Below are 697 nucleotides of genomic sequence, written 5' to 3'. Positions count from 1 at the left end.
GGGAGGTGAGGAGGAGGGGGAAGAGAGGGAGAGAGGGGGAGGAGAGGAAGGGAGGGGAGGGGAGAGTACGGGAGAGGAAAAAAGGAAAGGAGGAAGAGGAAAGGAGGGGGCCAGGAGGGGCTGCGGAGGGCGGAGAGAGAGGGCGCGAACAGAAGAGAGGGAGGAGAGGGAAAAGGGAGGGGAGAAAGGAGGGGAGGGGAAGGGGGAAGGACAGATGCGAGGGGAAGATGGGGAAGAGGGGGAGGAGGAGGGAGGGGAGGGAGAGGAGGGGAAGGACGGGGAGGAGGGGGAGGAAAAGAGGAGAATGAAGACGGTGGAGAAGGAGGGGGGGGAGGAGGAGAGGCAGAACAAGGATGTGGGGGTAAGGGAAAACAGGAAAGAAGCAAGAAAAGAAGAAAAGAAGACGACGAAGGAAGAAAAGAAAAAAGAGCAGAGAGAATGGAGAGGAGGAAAGGGAAGGATGTCACGAGACAGGAGATGGAGAAGGTAGGAAAAGGGCAAGAAACAAAGAGACAAGACGAGAGAGTGGAAGAGGAATAAAAGAATAAGAGAGTGATGGAGGAAGAAGACAAAACCGGGAAACAACAAGGAAAGAAGGAAAGAATGGAAGAAAAAGAATGAGAATACGGGGTAATTGATGGATTAGAAATCGGTATCGATCAGACATCGTACGTGGCGGCGGCGCGATGCTTGAAGC

Annotated in this window: 1 protein-coding gene; it reads left to right on the top strand. The window is 54.1% G+C overall.

Annotated elements, in window-relative coordinates:
* Positions 1-490 (top strand): hypothetical protein (locus VE26_RS18220; protein WP_046106519.1); only part of this gene is annotated, 490 nt, incomplete at its 5' end.
* Between the last annotated feature and the right edge of the window lie 207 nt (positions 491-697).

Source organism: Devosia chinhatensis (assembly GCF_000969445.1).
GTDB classification, from domain to species: Bacteria; Pseudomonadota; Alphaproteobacteria; order Rhizobiales; family Devosiaceae; genus Devosia; species Devosia chinhatensis.
The sequence above is the reverse complement of the archived record's forward strand: the minus strand, read 5'-3'. Positions and strand labels throughout refer to the sequence as shown.